A 16,359-nucleotide genomic window follows, 5' to 3' on the forward strand; every position below is an offset into this window, starting at 1 on the left:
GAACATGATCGAACCGTCCGTCTCCGCGCCACCCGAACGTGTGGCGCGGCTGCCAGTACGGCCCGGCGCGGGGCGGTCCCTCGTCCTCGCCGCGGTCTTCGTCTGCGCTGCCTGCGGGCTGGTCTACGAGCTGGAACTGGTCGCTCTCGCCTCGTACTTGGTCGGTGACTCGGTCACGCAGGCGTCGGTGGTGCTCTCGGTGATGGTCTTCGCCATGGGCGTGGGTTCGCTGCTCGCCAAGCGGCTGCGCTGCCGGGCCGCCGTCGGGTTCGGCCTGGTGGAGGCGGCGCTGGCGCTGGTGGGGGGATGCAGCGCGCTGGTGCTCTACGCGGCGTTCGCGTGGATGGGCGAATCCAGTTACGTCCTGGTCGGGTTCTCGCTGGCGATCGGGGTGCTGATCGGCGCGGAGATCCCCCTGCTGATGTCTCTCATCCAGCGGACGGCACGGCCGGCGGTGGGGGGCCGGGGCCGGGGCGCGTCGCACCAGGAGGAGCCCCCGGAGGGCCCCGCCGACGACGACGCGGCAAGCACGGTCGCCGAGCTCTTCGCCGCGGACTACGTGGGCGCGCTCGTCGGCGGGCTGGCCTTTCCGTTCCTGCTGCTGCCCTGGCTCGGGCAGCTCACCGGCGCGCTGGTCACGGGCGCGGTGAACGCGATAGCGGGTGGCGCGCTGGTGCTGTGGCTGTTCCGGCGGGATCTGACGGCCCGTTCGCGCGTGCTGCTGATCACCGTCAATGTGACCGTGCTCGCCGTGCTGGCCACGGCGACGGTGTTGGCGGGAGACTTCGAGCGGGCGGCGCGGCGGGCGGTGTACGGGGACAGCGTGCGCGTCGCCATCCGCACCGACCTCCAGGAGGTCGTGCTGACCGGGGGGCGGGCGGGCCCGCCGGACCTCTTCCTGGACGGGCGGCTGCGGGTCAGCGGCCGCGACGAACGCCGTTACCACGAGGCGCTGGTCCACCCCGCGATGCGCGGCCCGCACCGCCGCGTCCTCATCCTCGGCGGCGGGGACGGCCTCGCCGCCCGCGAGGTGCTGCGCTATCCCGGGGTCGCGTCGGTGACCGTGGTCGAGCTCGACCCCGGAGTCGTACGCCTCGCCCGCACCGACCCGGCGCTCGCGACGCTGAACGCGCACGCCTACCGCGACCCGCGCGTCAGGGTCGCGTACGCGGACGCGTTCCGATGGCTGCGCACGGCGTCGACGGGATATGACGTCGTGATCTCGGATCTGCCGGACCCGGGCATCACGGCGAGCACCAAGCTGTACTCGGCGGAGTTCTACGGGCTCGCGGCCGGTGTGCTCGCCGACGGCGGGCGGCTGGCCGTGCACGCCGGGCCGCTGTCGTCACGGCCCCGGACGTACTGGACGGTCGAGGCGACGCTGCGGGCGGCGGGCTTCGCCACCCGGCCGTACAGCGCCACGGGCCGGACGTACGGGTTCGCTGCCGGTCCCGACCGGTCCGGCGAAGGCTCGTCCGAGGAACCGCACGACTGGGGATTCGTCCTGGCGGCGGCGGGCGGCCGGCCGGACCTGGCGCTCGCGGCGGACGTGCCCCGGCTGCGGACGCTGAGCCCCGCCCTGCTGGCGGCGGGGCGGGTCGAGGACCGGTCGAGGCCCCGGGACGTGGCGCCGTCGACGTTGGTGCATCCGCGCTACGGCGGCTGAGGCGGCCGTCGAAACGAAGACGGGACCGGTCTGTCTGAGTAGGCTCGATCCCATGGAGCATGAGGTGTTCGTTCCGGTTGCGCCCGAGATTCTTCGCCAGACGCTGGCCGACCCGGGGCGCGTCGCGCGCTGTGTGCCGGGGCTCCAGCAGAACGCGGACACGACGGCCGGGCCGTTGGCGGGCCGTCTGAGGATCCGGGTCGCCGGGCACACGATCACCTACCGCGGCTCCCTGCACGTCACCGCGCGCGGTGGCGGCTTCGCCGTCGAGGGTGAGGGCACGGAAGCCCGGGGCAGCGGCGCGGCGAAGCTGGCACTGGAGATCCGGCTGACCCCGACCGGGGACGGTACGACGCTGACGTTCACCGGTACCACCACGTCCCAGGGCCGGCTGGCGGAGCTCCCGGCCGACGCGGCCGCGGCCACCGCGCACCGCCTGCTGGACCGCTTCGCGGAATCCCTCACCACGGCGGCGGACGAGAGTCCCGGGAACGGCGACGAGAACAAGGACAAGAAGCCCGCGGAAGCGGACGAGGCCACGGGCGCCACGGCCGGCATCGTGGACGAGCTCGACGACCTCACGGACGAGGTCGACGAACTCACCGACGACGTGGACGAAGCCACCCCGCCGCCGCCCCGTCCGTCCGTCTTCGACGCCCCGGTCCCCCCGTCCGCCATGGACCCCCTCGAGGACGACGACTTCGGCGAGCCCCGCATCGGCCTTCCTGCCGAGCCCCCGGCGGAGGCGGCCCACGCCCGCCGCACGATGATCGGCCGCAGCGCGGAAGAGGTCGACCACGCCCCGCCGCGTGGCCGCTACGCCCCCGTCCCTGCACCCGACTCCGGCTCCGCCGGCGCCACGCTCCGCTGGATGGCGCCCGCCGCGGCCCTGGCCCTCGCCTCCGCCGTGGTGGTCGGCCGCGCACTGCGCCGGCGCCGCTGACGCGAGGCGCCGCCGCGTCCCGGTCACAAGGGCAGCGCCCTGTCCTAGGGTCGGAGCGTGAGCAACAACGAGACGCGACTGACGGCGGGCGACGCCGAGTTGACCATCGACCCCGACAACGGCTGCCGGATCGCGAGCCTGCGCGTCGGCGGCATCGAGCTCCTGCGCCAGGGTGAGCGCTACGGCTGCTTCCCCATGGTCCCCTGGTGCGGCCGCATCGCGAACGGGCAGTTCGCCAATGGCGGCATCCGGCACCGGATGCCGCTCAACTCCCCGCCCCACGCCATCCACGGCACCGGCCGCGACGCCGCCTGGCGGACGGTCCGCGAGGAGAAGGCCGAGGCCGCCTTCACCTACGACCTCGCCGAGCCCTGGCCGTATCCCGGGCGGGTCACCCAGACCTTCGAGCTGACCGAGGACACGCTGACGATCCAGCTCGGCATCGAGACCCTGGGCGATTCCTTCCCGGCGCAGGCCGGCTGGCACCCGTGGTTCAACCGCACGCTCGACGGCAGTACCCCCAGCGCCCCCGTGCGCATCGGCTTCACCGCCGACTGGCAGGAGGAGCGCGGCGCCGACCATCTGCCCACCGGCCGCCGGATCGGCCCCGTCCCGGGCCCCTGGGACGACTGCTTCGGTATGCCCGACGGCGTCGACGTCACCCTCACCTGGCCGGATCGGCTCGAGCTGAAGGTGACCAGCCGCGCCGAGTGGGTCGTCCTCTACGACGAGCAGGAGGCCGCCGTCTGTGTGGAGCCCCAGTCCGGGCCGCCGAACGGCCTCAACACTCATCCGCACTATGTGACTCCGATCGAGCCCCTGGAGATCGCGACGACCTGGAGCTGGCGGCGGCTCTGAGCGGGCGGCTTTAAGCTGACGGGCATGACTGACGTACGCGCTGACCTGCTCCAGCAGATCAAGGACAAGGCCGTGGTGCACGGCAAGGTGACCCTCTCCTCGGGTCTGGAAGCCGACTACTACGTCGACCTGCGCCGGATCACGCTGGACGGCGCCGCGTCGCCGCTGGTCGGTCAGGTCATGCTCGACCTGACCGCCGATCTCGACTTCGACGCGGTGGGCGGCCTGACCCTCGGCGCCGATCCGGTGGCGACCTCGATGCTGCACGCGGCCGCCGCGCGTGGCCGGACGCTCGACGCGTTCGTCGTCCGCAAGGCCGCCAAGGCCCACGGGATGCAGCGCCAGGTCGAGGGACCGGACATCAAGGGCCGCCGTGTCCTGGTCGTCGAGGACACCTCCACCACCGGCGGATCGCCGCTGACCGCCGTCGAGGCGGTACGCGCCGCCGGCGCAGAGGTCGTGGCGGTCGCGACGATCGTGGACCGGGCGACCGGAGCGGCCGAGAAGATCAAGGAAACGGCTGGTGTGCCGTACCTCTACGCGTATGCGCTGGACGAGCTGGGACTCGGCTGAAACTGACGAGTCGACGGTTGCACATGGGGTGACCTGGGCTTTTGGTGAAGGGCGGGCTGTTTCACGTGAAACAGCCCGCCCTTCACCCATGCAGGGCCTCGACGGGGGGTGGAGCCCGCGTCAGAGTCTGGAAAGATAGGGGCGACGATGACGTCGCCCCCAGGTCAGGGCCTGCACATATCGCACCCCCGCGCATCACAAGGAGCGGACACATGCCCATCGCAACCCCCGAGATCTACAACGAGATGCTCGACCGGGCGAAGGCAGGCAAGTTCGCCTACCCGGCCATCAACGTGACCTCGTCCCAGACCCTGCACGCCGCGCTGCGCGGCTTCGCGGAGGCCGAGAGCGACGGCATCATCCAGATCTCGACCGGTGGCGCTGAGTTCCTGGGTGGCCAGTACAGCAAGGACATGGTGACCGGCGCGGTCGCCCTGGCCGAGTTCGCGCACATCGTGGCCGCGAAGTACGACGTCACCGTCGCGCTGCACACGGACCACTGCCCCAAGGACAAGCTGGACGGTTATGTCCGCCCGCTGCTCGACATCTCCGCCGAGCGGGTCGCCAAGGGTCAGAACCCCCTCTTCCAGTCCCACATGTGGGACGGCTCCGCCGAGACCCTCGCCGACAACCTGGCCATCGCCCAGGAGCTGCTCGCGAAGGCCGCCGCCGCCAAGATCATCCTTGAGGTCGAGATCACCCCGACCGGCGGCGAGGAGGACGGCGTCACCCACGAGATCAACGACGAGCTGTACACCTCCGTCGACGACGCCCTGCGTACCGCCGAGGCCCTCGGCCTGGGCGAGAAGGGCCGCTACCTGCTGGCCGCCTCCTTCGGCAACGTGCACGGCGTCTACAAGCCGGGCAACGTCGTGCTCCGCCCCGAGCTGCTCAAGGACCTGCAGGCGGGCGTCGCCGAGAAGTACGGCAAGGCGTCCCCGTTCGACTTCGTCTTCCACGGCGGCTCCGGCTCCTCGGCCGAGGAGATCGCCACCGCGCTGGAGAACGGCGTCGTGAAGATGAACCTCGACACCGACACGCAGTACGCCTTCACGCGTCCGGTCGCCGACCACATGCTGAAGAACTACGACGGCGTGCTGAAGGTCGACGGCGAGGTCGGCAAGAAGTCGACCTACGACCCGCGCACCTGGGGCAAGCTGGCCGAGGCGAGCATGGCCAAGCGCGTGGCCGAGGCCTGCGCGGCGCTGCGTTCCACGGGCACCAAGCTCAAGTAGTCGGATGAGGACGAGGGCCCGGCACCGATGCGGTGCCGGGCCTTCGTCATGCCGACGGTTCCTCGCCGGAGAGTTCGACCACGCCCGGCCCGCGCCGAACCCGTTCGCCCACCCGCCGGCCACGGCGGGGCTGCTCGACTAGCCCACCGGCGGGCGGCCGTACAGGATGGCCCGTATGGACATTCGGCTGGCCACGGCCCAGGGACGGTGGGTGGTGTTCACCACCGTGCTGGGGTCCGCGATGGTCCTGCTGGACTCCACCGTCGTGAACGTCGCCCTGCCCCACATCGGTCATGACTTCGGCGCCGACATGGCCGACCTCCAGTGGACGGTCAACTCCTACATGCTCACGCTCGCCGGGCTGATCCTGCTCGGCGGCGCGCTCGGGGACCGCTACGGGCGCCGGCGGGTGTTCGTCGTCGGGACCGTCTGGTTCGCCGTGGCGTCGCTGCTGTGCGGGATCGCGCCGAACGCGGGGTTCCTGATCGCCGCCCGCGCCCTCCAGGGCGTCGGCGGGGCGCTGCTCACCCCCGGATCGCTGGCGCTGATCCAGGCCAGCTTCCACCCGGACGACCGGGCCCGCGCGGTCGGCCTGTGGTCCGGCTTCGGCGGCGTCGGTGCGGCCGTCGGGCCGTTCGTGGGCGGCTGGCTCGTCGACGGGCCCGGCTGGCGGTGGGTGTTCCTGCTCAATGTGCCGCTCGCCGCGCTGTGTGTGCCGGTCGCCCTGCGCCACGTACCCGAGTCGCGGGACACGGCGGCGCGGGGCCGCTTCGACGTCCTGGGGGCCGTCCTCGGTGCCGCCGCCCTGGCCCTGATCACCTACGCGCTCATCGGGGAGGCGTGGTGGGCCGGGGGTCTCGGGCTGGCCTTCGGCGCCGTCTTCGTGGTGGTCGAGCGGCGCAGGCCCGAGCCCATGGTGCCCCCGTCGATCTTCGCCTCACGGCAGTTCACGGCCATCAATCTGGTCACCCTCTGTGTGTACGCGGCCTTCTCGGGCTTCTTCTTCCTCGCCGCCCTCCAGCTCCAGGTCGTCTCCGGGTACTCCGCCCTCGGCGCCGGCACCGCCCTGCTGCCCACCACCCTCCTGATGCTGCTGCTCTCGGCGAAGGCCGGCGAGCTGGGGGAGCGGTTCGGGCCGCGCATCCCGCTGACCGCCGGCCCGCTGCTGTGCGCCGCCGGGATGCTGCTGATGCTGCGGGTCGGCGAGGACGCCTCGTACCTGCTGGACGTCCTGCCCGCCCTGATGGTCATGGGGCTCGGCATGGTCGTCCTGGTGGCTCCGCTCACCGCCACGGTCCTGGCCTCCGTGGACGTGGCCCGGGCGGGACTGGCCAGCGGGATCAACAACGCGGCCGCCCGCGCCGCCGGGCTCCTCGCGGTGGCCGCGCTGCCGCTGCTGGCAGGGATGGGTCCGGAGGCGTACCGCTCGGCGAGCGAGTTCGGTGCCACGTTCCGCAGGGCCATGCCGATGTGCGCGGGGCTGCTGGTGGCAGGCGCCCTCCTGGCATGGGCGACGGTCCGCAACCCGAAGAGCGCCGGCTGCCACCCGGAGTGCCGGGTCCACTGCGGGGTGACCTCGCCACCACTGGACCCGGGCGGGACGGAGGCGCGCCGGGGTCAGGCAGACTGAGGGCATGGCCATCCACGAGAACCTGCTGGGGGGACCTCCCCCCACCCGTCTGCCCGACGAACCGGAGCCGCGCGAGCTGCTCGCCGGCGGCGCCGCGCCCGACGATGTCGCCGCGAAGTACCCCACGTCCTCGCTGGCCTGGGCCCAGCTCGCCGACGAGGCGTTCGAGGTCGGCCGGGTCGTCGAGTCGTACGCGTACGCCCGTACCGGCTACCACCGCGGTCTGGACGCGCTGCGCCGCAGCGGATGGAAGGGCCACGGCCCCGTCCCCTGGGAGCACGAGCCGAACCGCGGCTTCCTGCGCGCCCTGCACGCCCTCGCCCGCGCCGCCCAGGCGATCGGCGAGAAGGAGGAGTACGAGCGCTGCTCGACGTTCCTCCGGGACTCCTCCGAGACGGCGGCCGACACGCTCGGCTGAGCGTCAATTCTCCACCGTTACAGGCCTGTTCCGCCCGGACGAAACCGGGCGGGGCGGGCCTCGTCGCGTCGGAGCGTTCACCGGACGCCGGTACGATCGCACGCGCCATCGATTTCATAGCGCCGGCGCAGAGGTCCCCCACACCCTCTTCCCCCACCCGGCCGACACAGGGGAGAAGTCTGTCTTGGGCAAGCGTGCCGCCGCACCCAAAGAACGCGGTGGTGGCCACGGCCGCCGCCGCAGCAGTAGCAGGGCGAGCAGCAGCGGCGGGGGGCGAAGAAGCGGAGGCGGTAGGCGCGGCGGCCGCCCCTTCGGGCCGATACTCCTGCTCGCCGTCGGTCTGGGCGTCATGATCCTCGGCAGCGGCGCCGCCCTCGCCTTCTGGGGTGACGAGGTGGGCACCACCCACGATCGCGCGGACGGGAAACAGTCCTCGTCGGCCACCGCCGCGGCGCCGGCCTCGCCGCCCGCGCCGAAGGTCTCCGTCTCCGCGTCCCCCAAGGCGTCGCCCTCCAAGGCCGTGAAGAAGCAGGAGAAGAAGGTCGACGAGAAGGACGTTCCCCCTTCGGGCGCCGGGACCTTCAGCACCGCGCAGGCCGCGGGCAAGGCCGTCGGGGCGGGGACCGTGCGCCGCTACCGCGTCCAGGTCGAGGACGGGGTGGACGTATCCGCCAAGCAGGCCGCGGCCGAGATCCAGCAGATCCTTGCCCACCCGCGCGGCTGGGCCGCCCACGGCCGGGGTTCCTTCCAGCTGGTGTCGGAGAACGCCGATTTCGTCATCCGGATCGCCACGCCGAAGACCGCCGACAAGCTCTGCCTCGCCCAGGGCCTCAACACGCACGGTGAGCTGAACTGCGAGACCACCGACGGTGTCGTGGTGAACCTGAAGCGCTGGCTGCTCGGCTCGCCGACCTTCGCCGGGCCGCCGTCCGAGTACCGCCATCTGATCATCAACCACGAGGTCGGCCATGAGATCGGCATCCGGCAGCACATGGGCTGCCCGGGCCCGGGCAAGCTCGCGCCGGTGATGATGCAGCAGATCAAGGGTCTGAACGGCTGCCGTTCGAATGCGTATCCGTATGACGAAGATGGCATCTACATCAAGGGCCCGCTCGTGTAATGATGCGCGTGGGGCCGCACGCGACGAAGCGGGCGGACCCGAGGGGACCGGGGCTCCACAGCCGATGGGAGGGAGCGGACCGCTACCCGGTAGTTCGTATCGAGGAGACAGAGATGTCGACTATCCCCGATGCCTCCGGAGCCGGTTCGGTCGACCCGAACCTCGACTTCGCGGGCACGACGCCGTACGAGGACTATGTCCAGGCGGACGTACTCACCCACCTCCAGCACCCCCTCTCCGACGACCCCGGAGAGATGGTCTTCCTGGTCACCACCCAGGTGATGGAGCTGTGGTTCACCGTCATCGTCCACGAGTGGGAGACCGCGAGCCGCGCCCTGCGCGAGGACCGCGTCCCGGTGGCGATGGACGCCCTCAAGCGGTCCGTACGGGAGCTGGAGGCGCTGAACCACTCCTGGCGCCCGCTCTCGCAGCTCACCCCGGCGCAGTTCAACGCCTACCGCAGCGCCCTCGGCGAGGGCTCCGGCTTCCAGTCGGCGATGTACCGGCGCATGGAGTTCCTGCTCGGCGAGAAGTCCGCGTCGATGCTGGTGCCGCACAAGGCCGCCCCGCGCGTCCACGCGGAGCTGGAGAAGGCGCTGTACCAGCCGAGCCTGTACGACGAGGTGCTGCGGCTCCTCTCGCGGCGCGGGCTGCCGATCCCGGCCGAGGTGCTCGAGCGGGACCTGTCGCAGAAGTACGAGCCGTCGCCGGTGATCGAGCACACCTGGGCGCAGATCTACGCCGACCCCGACCAGAACGCCGAACTGGTGCGTCTGGGCGAGGCGTTGACGGATGTCGGCGAACTGGTCTGGCGCTGGCGCAACGACCACCTCGTGGCGACCCGGCGGGCGATGGGCTCCAAGACCGGCACCGGCGGCTCGGCCGGCGTGGCCTGGCTGGAGAAGCGGGCCCGCAAGAACGTCTTCCCCGAGCTGTGGACGGCGCGCAGCCATGTCTGAGTCGCTCGCCGCCGAGGCCGCCGCCCTGGACGCGGGCGACGAGCTGGCCAAGCACCGGGAACTGTTCGCCCTCGACGACGGGGTCTACCTGGACGGGAACTCGCTCGGGGCGCTGCCCCGCCACGTCCCCGCCCGCATGGCGGACGTCCTCACCCGCGAGTGGGGTGAGCTGCGCATCCGCTCCTGGGACGAGAGCGGCTGGTGGACCGCGCCGCAGCGGATCGGGGAGCGGATAGCCCCGCTCATCGGCGCCGCCCCCGGCCAGGTCGTGGTCGGCGACTCGACCAGCGTCAACGTCTTCAAGGCGGTGGTGGCCGCGGCCCGGCTGGCCGGGGACGGCCGCGACGAGATCCTGGTCGACGCGACGACGTTTCCCACGGACGGGTACATCGCCGAGTCGGCGGCCCGGATGACGGGCAAGCGGCTCGTCCCCGTCACGCCGGCCGACCTGCCGGCCGCGATCGGTTCCCGTACCGCCGCGGCGCTCGTCAACCATGTCGACTACCGCACCGGACGGCTGCACGACCTGCCGGGTATCACCGCCGCCCTGCACGCGGAGGGCGCCCTCGCGGTCTGGGACCTGTGCCACAGCGCGGGCGCACTGCCCGTGGGCCTGGACGACCACGGCGTGGACCTCGCGGTCGGTTGCACGTACAAGTACCTGAACGGCGGCCCCGGTTCGCCCGCGTACCTGTACGTCGCCGAGCGGCACCAGGCGGATTTCGACTCGCCGCTGCCCGGCTGGAACTCGCACAGCGATCCCTTCGCGATGACCCCCGGCTACACGGCCGCGGACGGCGCGGTACGCGGCAGGGTCGGCACCCCCGACATCCTGTCCATGCTCGCGCTGGAGTCGGCCCTCGACGTCTGGGACGGCGTCGCGATCGACGCCGTACGGGCGAAGTCGCTGGCCCTGACGGACTTCTTCCTGGAGTGCGTACGGGCCTACGTCCCGGAGGGCCGGGTCGTCCCGCTCACCCCCGAGGCGCACGCCGAACGCGGCAGCCAGGTCGCCCTGCGCTGCCCGGACGCCCCGGCCGTGATGGAGGCACTGATCGCGCGCGGCGTGGTCGGTGATCTGCGCCGGCCGGACGTCCTGCGCTTCGGATTCACCCCGCTGTACGTCGGTTTCGCCGACACCGAGCGGGCGGCGCGGGTGCTGGCCGAGGTGCTGGGCCAGTAGAGGGCTTGATCTGCGGGGGCCCCAGTCCTGGTACGGTCCCCGCAGGTCAGACCAATTCGGCCCCGTCACCGAAAGGTTGAGCAGCATGCCGGACCCCGCCGCGCGCGACGCCGCCGAGGAGGCATCGGCCTTCTCGCATCCGGCCGTCGAACCGGACGCCTCCGCCGCCTACGGTGAACACCCGGACCAGATCGTCGACTTCTACGCCCCGCGCGGTGAACGGGCGGGCGGCGGACGGGCGCAGGCGCCGCTCGTCGTCGCCCTGCACGGCGGGGCGTGGCGGGCGCCGTACGACCGGCGGCATCTGACTCCGTTCGTGGACTTCCTGGCGCGCCGGGGTTTCGCGGTCGCCAATGTGGAGTACCGCCGCGGCGGCGGCGAGCCCGACGGCGACATTCCCGCGCAGCGGGCCGGCGAGGGCCCGGTCGCGGGACGCTGGCCGGAGACCTTCGACGACGTGGCCGCGGCGCTGGACGCGCTGCCCGACCTGGTCACCGCACACCTTCCGCAGGCCGATCCGCGCCGGATCGTCGTCACCGGGCACTCGGCGGGCGGGCATCTGGCGCTGTGGGCGGCGGCCCGGCATGTCCTTCCCGCCGGCTCCCCCTGGCGGCCGGCCGGGCCCCCGGCGCTGCGTGGCGCCGTCGCGCTGGCCCCGATCGCGCACTTCGAGCGGGCGGTGGAGCTGGGAGTGTGCGGCGGAGCCGTCACCCAACTCCTCGGCGGCCGGGACCATGTCGCCGAACGGGCGCCGTACGCCGACCCGGCCCTGCTGCTGCCCACCGGCATCGCCACGGCCGTCGTGCACGGCCGCGAGGACATCGTGGTGCCCCCGGCCGTCGCCGACGCCTATGTCGAGGCGGCGGCGAAGGCCGGCGAGACGGTCGGCTTCACGCTCCTGGAGGACGTCGGCCACTTCCCCCTGATCGACCCCGCCGCGGACGCGTGCGCGGTGGTGGCCGAGGAGATCGCCCAACTGGCCTGGTGAGAAGGCCGGGGGAGCGGGGACCGGAACTGTCCGCAGGGGTCCCCGGCGTGCGGGCATGACGCACACCACCCATGCCCGGACGTTCGCCTCCTGGGCGTCCCAGAACGCGGCGGCGTTCCGGATACCGCGACACGGCGGCGTGTAGTACCTGGGACGGACGCGGAAGGATCCGTATTCATGGTGACGACCGCGTCCGCCCGCGCCCTTACCGTGGCCGATGTGACACAGACCCCGCCCCACACGCCGAATCCGCCGCGCGCCGACTCCCACGGCAGCCGCAGCCCCGAGTACCGACTGGCCGCGAGCGCGCTCCGGGGCATGCGCCGTGAGCTCTTCGACGACGTCTTCGCCTACCGGGTGCTGCCGCCCCTCTCGCCGGACGCCCCCGTCGTGAGGCGGCTGCCGCGCGGCATACGCCGGTACGCGGTGTGGGCGCGGCACGCCGTGGTGGCGGCCATCGCGCTGTTCATGCTGATGCTGACCTTCGACACCGGGACCGTCCCGCTGGCGGCCGTCTCGGCGGCCGCCGTGCTGCTCACCCTCGTCCGGCCGGTCGCGGCGTTCTGGGTGTCGTTGCTCAGCTCGGCACCGGTGTCGTACCTCGACGGTGGGGACGTGCCCTGGTCGCCCTTCTCCTTCTTCGGACACCTCGTGGTGCTGACGGTCGTCGCCGCCCGCACCCGCCCCCGGACCGCCGCGTGGATGTGGGCGCTCACCGCGGCGTACTGCATGTTCGGCGAGGTCTTCCTCAACCGGGGCTACGGCGGCAACAGCCCCGAGATGCTGTTCGCCTCCGCGGTCGTCCTGCTCGGCGTCACCGTCCTGCACGTCCGCCGGGAGGCCAGACAGGAGGTCACCGCCCAGCAGACGGTGACCGAGAAGGAGCGCTCCAAGCGCACCCTGCTGGAGGAGCGCACCACCATCGCCCGCGAGCTGCACGATGTCGTCGCCCACCACATGTCCGTCGTCGCCATCCAGGCGGAGGCCGCGCCGTACCGGGTCGAGAACCCGCCGCCCGAGCTCGAGCAGGCCTTCCTCACCATCCGCGAGAACGCCGTCGCCGCGCTGACCGAGCTGCGCCGGGTCCTCGGAGTCGTACGGGCCGAGGACTACGAGGCGCCGGACGCCCCGCAGCCGACCCTGGCCGACCTCGACGGCCTCGTGGCGAACGTCCGCGACGCGGGCCTGAGCGTCGACAAGACCGTCACCGGCGCGGTGCGCGAGCTGCCGCAGGGCGTCGAGCTGTCCGCGTACCGGATCATCCAGGAGGCGCTGAGCAATGTGCTGCGGCACGCCCCCGGGGCGACCGCGAAGGTGGAGGTGTCGTACGTCCTCGGCGGGCTCGGTCTGCGGATCGCGAACGGCCCGGCCCGGGACCTGGTGAAGCCGTCGCCCGGGGCGGGGCACGGGATCACGGGGATGCGGGAGCGGGTGGCGATGCTGGGCGGCGAGATGACGGCCGAGGGTACGGACGACGGCGGCTACGAGGTCACCGCGTTCATTCCGGTCGCCCTGGTGCGCGAGGGGGCGGAGTGACGATCAAGGTCCTTATCGTCGACGACCAGATCATGGTCCGTGAGGGCTTCTCCGTCCTGCTCGGCGCGATGCCGGACATCGAGGTGGTCGGCGAGGCGGTCAACGGCCGCGAGGCGGTGTCGCAGGTGGCGGCGCTGCGGCCGGACGTCGTCCTGATGGACATCCGGATGCCGGAGCTCAACGGGATCGAGGCGACCCGCGAGATCGTCGCGGCGGACGCCGACGCGAAGGTGCTGGTCCTGACGACGTTCGACCTGGACGAGTACGTGTACCAGGCGCTGCGCGCGGGCGCGTCGGGCTTCCTGCTCAAGGACGCCTCGGCCCGGCAGCTCGCGGACGGCGTCCGGGTGGTGGCCTCCGGCGAGGCGCTGCTCGCGCCGACCGTCACCAAGCGCCTGATCACGGAGTTCGCGAAGGCGGCGGAGAACCCGAGGCCGCCGGCGCTGGCGCGCGTCGGGGACCTGACGGAACGCGAGACGGAGGTCCTGGTGCTGATCGCGCAGGGCCTGTCGAACGCGGAGATCGCGGACCATCTGGTGGTCGCGGAGTCGACGATCAAGACGCATGTGAGCCGGATCCTGGTGAAGCTGGGGCTGCGGGACAGGACGCAGGCGGCGGTGTTCGCGTACGAGGCGAGGCTGGTGACGCCGGGGTAGGGCGGGTTCGCGCCGTGCCGGGACCGTCCTGGCCGCCGTCGGGCGGGGCCCTGTGCCCGAGCCCGTCCGGCCGGGTAGCGTCCCCGCATGGATGCAGACTCCGCGCCCTTCGACCCCGCGTCGCCGGCCTTCGTCGCCGACCCCTACCCCGCGTACGCCGAGCTGCGCGCACGGGGGAGGGTGCACTACTTCGAGCCGACGGGGCAGTGGCTGGTGCCTCATCACGCCGATGTGTCCGCGCTGCTGCGGGACCGGCGCCTGGGGCGTACGTACCAGCACCGCTTCCGGCACGAGGACTTCGGGCGCAGCGCGCCGCCGGCGTCGCAGGAGCCCTTCCACACGCTCAACGACCACGGAATGCTCGATCTGGAGCCGCCGGACCACACGCGGATCCGGCGCCTGGTCTCCAAGGCGTTCACCCCACGGACGGTGGAGGGACTGCGGCCGTACGTCCACCGGCTGGCCGACGACCTGGTCGACGGGCTCGTCGCGGCCGGCGGAGGCGACCTGCTGGCCGCCGTCGCCGAGCCGCTGCCGGTCGCGGTCATCGCCGAGATGCTGGGAATTCCGCAGGGGGACCGGGCGGCGCTGCGGCCGTGGTCGGCGGACATCTGCGGGATGTACGAGCTGAATCCCTCGGAGGAGACGGCGCGGCGCGCGGTCGTGGCCTCGGTCGAATTCTCGGCGTACTTGCGGGAGTTGATCGCGGAGCGGCGCAAGGAGCCGGGGCAGGACCTGATCTCCGGGCTGATCGCCGCGTACGAGGAGGGCGACCGGCTGTCGGAGCAGGAGATGATCTCCACGTGCGTGCTGCTGCTGAACGCGGGGCACGAGGCGACGGTGAACGCGACCGTGAACGGCTGGTGGGCGCTCTTCCGGCACCCCGAACAGCTGGCGGCGCTGCGGGCGGACCACACGTTGTCCTCCACAGCTGTGGAGGAACTCCTGCGTTACGACACTCCGCTGCAGCTCTTCGAGCGCTGGGTCCTCGACGACATCGAGATCGACGGCACGGTGATCCCCCGCGGTTCGGAAGTCGCCCTCCTCTTCGGCTCGGCCAACCGCGACCCGGCGGTCTTCCGCGCCCCGGACATCCTGGACCTCACGCGCCGCGACAACCCGCACATCTCCTTCAGCGCGGGCCTGCACTACTGCATCGGCGCGCCACTGGCCCGGATGGAACTGGCGGCCTCCCTGAACTCCCTTCTGACCCGCGCGCCGAACCTGCGCCTCGCGTCGGAGCCGCGTCGGAAGCCGGGCTATGTGATCCGGGGCCTCGAGTCCCTGCTGGTGGAAGCCTGAGGTGCCCCATCCGGCCCCGACCCGGGTGTGCGGCGGCCCCGCCGCCCCCGGGCCTCAGGCCGGCAGGCCCCGGCCCCGCGCCCGCCGTACGACCCCGCCCGCCACTCCGGCGAGAAGTACCAGGGCGCCTCCCGCGAACAGTGCGTCATTCACCTCGTCCGCGGGTGTGCCCCGCCCGTCCGCGGTGGCGAGATCGCCCTTCCACGGCCCGTACGAGACGGCGAAGCCCGTCTCTCGCCGGCCCGCGCCGCCCGCGTCCGCGCGCTGCCGGGCCAGCCCCCTGGTGGTCTCCGGCAGGTCCAGGGCGACCGGCAGGACGACCGGTGAGGCTAGGGCACCGGCAGGGTCAGGCCCCAGCCCCCCTCGCGAACCGTCCACGTCCTGCGGCGCACCGGACCCGCTACCAGGGCGTCCGCGCGGTAGCGGAAGTCGGGGCCCGAGACCGTCACCGTGCTGGCCTCGGCACGGACCGGCTCCGCGCCCCGGGGTCTCACGGTCACCTCGGCGAAGCCACCGAGGGAGCGGACGCTGACCCCCTCCACCGGCTCACCGACATCGGCCAGCAGTACCCCGTCCGCCTCCACGCGCAGCCGGTGGGTGCGCACGGAGGGCGGCGCGGGCGCCGGCCGGACCAGGGTGCGGACCAGGGAGCGGCAGGTGTCCCAGACGGAGGGCGGCTGGCCGAACGACACGACCGGCCCGGGCGCCGCCGGGATCCGCAGGCCCCCGACCACCACGCCGTCGCTGTCGTCGACGAGCAGATCGAGCCGGCGTACGGCTCCTTCCAGGACCGCCCGTGCCGCCGCGACCGCCCCCAGCGGCACGCCGAGCGAACGGGCGAGTTCCAAAGAACCCGGGATCCCGACCGGGACCAGCGACAGTGACCCCCTCGCGAGCTCACGCTCCCGGTGCAGCAGGGTCACGGTGCGTAGCAGCGCACGGTCGTCGCCGATCAGTACGGGGCGCCGGGAGCCCCGGCGCGCCAAGGCCCGGGCGAACTCCTCCGGGCTCTCCGGGAGGCAAATCTTCGCCGTGGATCCGGCGCAGAGAACATCTTTCGCGATCCGTACAGACTCGCCGTCGATTCGGCGGGCGACCGGGTCGATGACCACCAGGAGCTGGTCGTGAGCCGACACCTCGGTCCTTCCTCGGGTAGCATCTTTGTGCAAGAGCCCCTTGCGCTATTGCGCCAGGGGCTTCGTCTATTCCGGGGCAACCGGTTCGACGGCTCAGGCTGTGTCGTACACCGTCGTACGACGTTTTTCTGCCCCCTGACCTTGGACATGCCCCAC

The 16,359-nt window shown here is 72.5% G+C and carries 16 protein-coding genes; 14 read left to right on the plus strand and 2 right to left on the minus strand.

All coding sequences use genetic code 11. The features are described from left to right. Positions 1-4: 4 nt before the first annotated feature. The 14 genes from ACZ5VC_RS15850 to ACZ5VC_RS15915 all read left to right on the plus strand — a co-directional run bounded on the left by ACZ5VC_RS15850 (position 5) and on the right by ACZ5VC_RS15915 (position 15,067). On the plus strand, positions 5-1,666 hold the full coding sequence (locus tag ACZ5VC_RS15850; RefSeq protein WP_469120607.1) for a polyamine aminopropyltransferase: 1,662 nt from the start codon (positions 5-7) through the stop codon (positions 1,664-1,666). A 52-nt stretch (positions 1,667-1,718) separates the two neighbouring features. Continuing rightward, the gene (locus ACZ5VC_RS15855) at positions 1,719-2,609 is read left to right on the plus strand and encodes an SRPBCC family protein (protein ID WP_469120608.1); all 891 of its coding nucleotides are present in this window, start codon (positions 1,719-1,721) and stop codon (positions 2,607-2,609) included. A 57-nt stretch (positions 2,610-2,666) separates the two neighbouring features. Next, on the plus strand, positions 2,667-3,467 hold the full coding sequence (locus ACZ5VC_RS15860) for an aldose epimerase family protein (RefSeq protein ID WP_469120609.1): 801 nt from the start codon (positions 2,667-2,669) through the stop codon (positions 3,465-3,467). 24 nt (positions 3,468-3,491) lie between these two features. After that, entirely contained in the window at positions 3,492-4,040 is a 549-nt protein-coding gene (pyrE, locus tag ACZ5VC_RS15865) for an orotate phosphoribosyltransferase (RefSeq protein ID WP_469120610.1), read from the plus strand. A gap of 212 nt (positions 4,041-4,252) precedes the next feature. Next, the gene (gene fbaA, locus ACZ5VC_RS15870; protein ID WP_468711588.1) at positions 4,253-5,275 is read left to right on the plus strand and encodes a class II fructose-bisphosphate aldolase; all 1,023 of its coding nucleotides are present in this window, start codon (positions 4,253-4,255) and stop codon (positions 5,273-5,275) included. Positions 5,276-5,450: 175 nt separating this feature from the next. Continuing rightward, positions 5,451-6,905 carry an MFS transporter gene (locus tag ACZ5VC_RS15875; RefSeq protein ID WP_469120611.1) on the plus strand — a complete coding sequence of 485 codons (1,455 nt, stop codon included), beginning with the start codon at positions 5,451-5,453 and terminating at the stop codon, positions 6,903-6,905. Between the two features lie 4 nt (positions 6,906-6,909). Then, positions 6,910-7,323, plus strand: coding sequence for a DUF3151 domain-containing protein (locus ACZ5VC_RS15880; RefSeq protein WP_469120612.1), 414 nt, complete (start codon positions 6,910-6,912; stop codon positions 7,321-7,323). Between the two features lie 184 nt (positions 7,324-7,507). Further along, a complete protein-coding gene (locus ACZ5VC_RS15885) occupies positions 7,508-8,443 on the plus strand; it encodes a DUF3152 domain-containing protein (RefSeq protein WP_469120613.1) in 936 nt (311 codons plus the stop codon). A gap of 113 nt (positions 8,444-8,556) precedes the next feature. Then, positions 8,557-9,402 carry a tryptophan 2,3-dioxygenase gene (locus tag ACZ5VC_RS15890; protein WP_468711583.1) on the plus strand — a complete coding sequence of 282 codons (846 nt, stop codon included), beginning with the start codon at positions 8,557-8,559 and terminating at the stop codon, positions 9,400-9,402. Then, positions 9,395-10,585, plus strand: a complete 1,191-nt coding sequence (gene kynU, locus ACZ5VC_RS15895; RefSeq protein WP_469120614.1) for a kynureninase — start codon at positions 9,395-9,397, stop codon at positions 10,583-10,585. Before ACZ5VC_RS15890 ends, kynU begins: the two co-directional genes overlap by 8 nt. An 85-nt stretch (positions 10,586-10,670) precedes the next feature. Continuing rightward, positions 10,671-11,573: an alpha/beta hydrolase family protein gene (locus ACZ5VC_RS15900; protein ID WP_469120615.1), complete on the plus strand. Its 903-nt coding sequence runs from the start codon at positions 10,671-10,673 to the stop codon at positions 11,571-11,573. Positions 11,574-11,750: 177 nt separating this feature from the next. Beyond that, the gene (locus ACZ5VC_RS15905; RefSeq protein ID WP_469120616.1) at positions 11,751-13,109 is read left to right on the plus strand and encodes a sensor histidine kinase; all 1,359 of its coding nucleotides are present in this window, start codon (positions 11,751-11,753) and stop codon (positions 13,107-13,109) included. Next, on the plus strand, positions 13,106-13,765 hold the full coding sequence (locus tag ACZ5VC_RS15910; protein ID WP_469120617.1) for a response regulator: 660 nt from the start codon (positions 13,106-13,108) through the stop codon (positions 13,763-13,765). Before ACZ5VC_RS15905 ends, ACZ5VC_RS15910 begins: the two co-directional genes overlap by 4 nt. An 87-nt stretch (positions 13,766-13,852) precedes the next feature. Further along, complete coding sequence (locus ACZ5VC_RS15915; RefSeq protein WP_469120618.1) at positions 13,853-15,067, plus strand: cytochrome P450; 1,215 nt, start codon at positions 13,853-13,855, stop codon at positions 15,065-15,067. Between the two features lie 54 nt (positions 15,068-15,121). On the opposite strand, the gene ACZ5VC_RS15920 is transcribed toward ACZ5VC_RS15915, so the two are convergent. Then, positions 15,122-15,445, minus strand: coding sequence for a hypothetical protein (locus ACZ5VC_RS15920; RefSeq protein ID WP_469120619.1), 324 nt, complete (start codon positions 15,443-15,445; stop codon positions 15,122-15,124). Next, positions 15,397-16,203, minus strand: coding sequence for a serine/threonine-protein kinase (locus ACZ5VC_RS15925; RefSeq protein WP_469120620.1), 807 nt, complete (start codon positions 16,201-16,203; stop codon positions 15,397-15,399). Before ACZ5VC_RS15925 ends, ACZ5VC_RS15920 begins: the two co-directional genes overlap by 49 nt. Positions 16,204-16,359: the final 156 nt, after the last annotated feature.

Source organism: Streptomyces sp. NPDC033174 (assembly GCF_055577795.1).

Excerpts from the sequence above, each read along its gene's own strand:
- ACZ5VC_RS15850 (WP_469120607.1), top strand. The coding sequence starts at position 5 with ATGATCGAACCGTCCGTCTCCGCGCCACCCGAACGTGTGGCGCGGCTG.
- ACZ5VC_RS15855 (WP_469120608.1), top strand. The coding sequence starts at position 1,719 with ATGGAGCATGAGGTGTTCGTTCCGGTTGCGCCCGAGATTCTTCGCCAG.
- pyrE (WP_469120610.1), top strand. The coding sequence starts at position 3,492 with ATGACTGACGTACGCGCTGACCTGCTCCAGCAGATCAAGGACAAGGCC.
- fbaA (WP_468711588.1), top strand. The coding sequence starts at position 4,253 with ATGCCCATCGCAACCCCCGAGATCTACAACGAGATGCTCGACCGGGCG.
- ACZ5VC_RS15875 (WP_469120611.1), top strand. The coding sequence starts at position 5,451 with ATGGACATTCGGCTGGCCACGGCCCAGGGACGGTGGGTGGTGTTCACC.
- ACZ5VC_RS15880 (WP_469120612.1), top strand. The coding sequence starts at position 6,910 with ATGGCCATCCACGAGAACCTGCTGGGGGGACCTCCCCCCACCCGTCTG.
- ACZ5VC_RS15890 (WP_468711583.1), top strand. The coding sequence starts at position 8,557 with ATGTCGACTATCCCCGATGCCTCCGGAGCCGGTTCGGTCGACCCGAAC.
- kynU (WP_469120614.1), top strand. The coding sequence starts at position 9,395 with ATGTCTGAGTCGCTCGCCGCCGAGGCCGCCGCCCTGGACGCGGGCGAC.
- ACZ5VC_RS15900 (WP_469120615.1), top strand. The coding sequence starts at position 10,671 with ATGCCGGACCCCGCCGCGCGCGACGCCGCCGAGGAGGCATCGGCCTTC.
- ACZ5VC_RS15905 (WP_469120616.1), top strand. The coding sequence starts at position 11,751 with ATGGTGACGACCGCGTCCGCCCGCGCCCTTACCGTGGCCGATGTGACA.
- ACZ5VC_RS15915 (WP_469120618.1), top strand. The coding sequence starts at position 13,853 with ATGGATGCAGACTCCGCGCCCTTCGACCCCGCGTCGCCGGCCTTCGTC.